This window comes from Flagellimonas aequoris, assembly GCF_003584165.1.
In the GTDB taxonomy this organism is placed as follows: domain Bacteria; phylum Bacteroidota; class Bacteroidia; order Flavobacteriales; family Flavobacteriaceae; genus Flagellimonas; species Flagellimonas aequoris.
This window is the reverse complement of sequence record NZ_QXFJ01000013.1, coordinates 1-2373: the sequence shown is the minus strand read 5'-3', so window position 1 is coordinate 2373 and position 2373 is coordinate 1. Positions and strand designations below refer to the sequence as shown.

Here is a 2373-nt window from a genome sequence, read left to right as displayed (position 1 = left end):
TGAGCAGTGTAAATCAACTGCTTGGATTTGACCTGTCCGTGGGTTAAACTTAGTTTTTATTTTTCAATTTTCTTCTCATTGATTCACCTTTTATGTCGATTCTGTGTGCCGTGTGTACCAAACGGTCGAGTATGGCGTCGGCCAGAGTTCTCTCCCCGATGATGTCGTGCCATTTTGATACGGGCAATTGTGATGCAATTATGGTCGATCTCTGTCCGTGACGATCCTCGATGATCTCCATGAGCGCATGCCTGTTGATATTGTCCAGTGGCTTGAGCCCGAAGTCATCAAGTATCAGTAGGTCCTGTTTTTCAAGCTTGCCTATCTGTTTAGGATAGGAACCGTCAGCTTTTGAGGTCTTCAACATGGTAAAGAGCTTGGCCGTGTTGAAGTACATGACCTTTTTCCCCATGGAACAGGCCTGGTGGCCGATTGCGGAGGCCAGATAGCTTTTGCCGACCCCGGTGCTCCCGGTAATGAGGACATTCTCCCTCTTTTTGATAAAATCGCAGTTGCCAAGGCGCTGTACCTGGTTTTTGTCCAATTGTCTGGAAGGTCTGTAATCCACCGCCTCCATAACGGCAGCATACCTAAAGCGCGCCGATCTGGTCAGGCGTTCTATCCTGCGGTTATGGCGGTCGTCCCACTCGCATTGTACGAGGTAGGCAATGATCTCGTCATTGGTATAGTCGGTGTCCGTTCCGTTGGGCCCCAAGGTCGTTTCAAATGCCCTGTGCATGCCATGGAGCCTGAGCTCCTTCATCTGTTGTATTGTCCTTTCGTTCATATGTAGTATTTAAGTATTTGTCCCTATTCATAATATTTTCCGCCCCGTATGTTCTGGTGCTCGGGCATTTCCAGATTATCATCGGCGCCCTCATCAAGCTTGTCCCAGCCCTTTTTTAGGATGCGCTCGACCATATTGTAATTATATGCACCATATTCCGTTGCCCTTCTACAGGCGCTGTCAAGACGGTCCCTGCCATATTTCTTAGCAAGGTGCAGTACGCCAAGACAGGATTTATAGGATTGTTCGGGATGCTGCTTCTTGTCCAATATGGCCATGATGTAGCCTTGGCAGCTTTCCCCTATGTTTCCGGCCCAGGCAATGAACCTTTCACTGCTCCATTCGCTGACGAAGCGGTGGTGGGAGGGCATGTGCTCGGCCAAAGTGGTATAGCCGTAACGTTTCCTGTTTCTTCGGTGCACGGCCAGCCTTTCATGTTTATGGTAGACCTCGACCATACTGTCGGTATAGACAAGCTTTACCTGTTTGCCGATATGCCTGTAGTGTACGCTGTAATAGTGCTTGTCCCTGCCAAGGTAGATATGGCTGTTCTTGTGCACGGTGGCCTGGGCGTACCGTTTTATCTCATAGCGTTTTTCGGGCAGGGGCATCAGTTCCCGGCTTTCCACCTCGAGGAACAGTGAACGTCGGGAGTATTCCCTTCCCCTGAAGGACATGTCGTTGTGCTTTTCCAACAGTTCCCGGATCGCGGTGTTGATATCGGCCACACTGTGGAAGGTCTCGTTCCGTAAGGGCGCGAACACCCTTGTGTAGATGATGCGCACGGCGTTCTCCACTATGGCCTTGTCCCTTGGCCTGTAGGTGCGCGTGGGAAGGACAGCCGTTTCGTAATGCTCGGCAAAGTCGGCAAACACCTCGTTGACCTTTGGTTCATAGCGGCTGCTCTTGGTAACGGCCGACTTAAGGTTGTCGGGCACCAGTGCCCTCGGCACACCGCCGTAGAACCACAGTGCGTTCTCGGTGCAGCGGATGAAGTCCTCGAGCTTCTGGCTGGCACATGCCTCCACGTAGGTATACTGGCTGCTGCCCAATATGCACACGAACACTTCCAGTTCCTTTAGCTCCCCGGTGTCCCTGTCGACAATGGTGAGCTTCTTGCCCGTAAAATCGATGAAAAGCTTGTCGCCGGCCTTGTGCTCCATCCGCATCACGGGGGAGGTCTCCTTTTGCCATTCGGCGTACCAGTACTTGAACTGTGAGAGCCTGAACCCATCGGGATGCTTGGCATAATATTCCTCCCAGAGCAACTGTCGGGTCACCCCGGTCTTTCTTATTTCCTTGTCAAAGTAGGGAAAGTACCGCTGTAGCTCGACCAGTTTTGGGCTCTTCGGCCTTTGGTCGGCCTTGAAGAGGCCGTGCAGTTCCTCCAGGGTCATCTTCTCAACCTCATAGGCCGTCAGACGGTAACGCTTGAAGAAATCGATGTACTTGGCCACTGTATTGCGGGAGATGCCCAACTGCTGGCTTATCCGCCGCTTGCTCACACCCGAGGTGTAGAGCTTGAATATCCTTTTTATTTTTCGCATGTCTATCTGCTTGTTCGCCATGGTCCTTTTTCACAAAAA

Annotated in this window: 2 protein-coding genes; both read right to left on the bottom strand. The window is 51.5% G+C overall.

The window, feature by feature from the left end; genetic code table 11:
- Positions 1–49 precede the first annotated feature (49 nt).
- Positions 50–787 carry an IS21-like element helper ATPase IstB gene (gene istB / locus D2U88_RS05295; protein WP_119608405.1) on the bottom strand — a complete coding sequence of 246 codons (738 nt, stop codon included), beginning with the start codon at positions 785–787 and terminating at the stop codon, positions 50–52.
- 23 nt (positions 788–810) lie between these two features.
- Positions 811–2355, bottom strand: coding sequence for an IS21 family transposase (istA, locus tag D2U88_RS05290; protein ID WP_119639269.1), 1545 nt, complete (start codon positions 2353–2355; stop codon positions 811–813).
- Between the last annotated feature and the right edge of the window lie 18 nt (positions 2356–2373).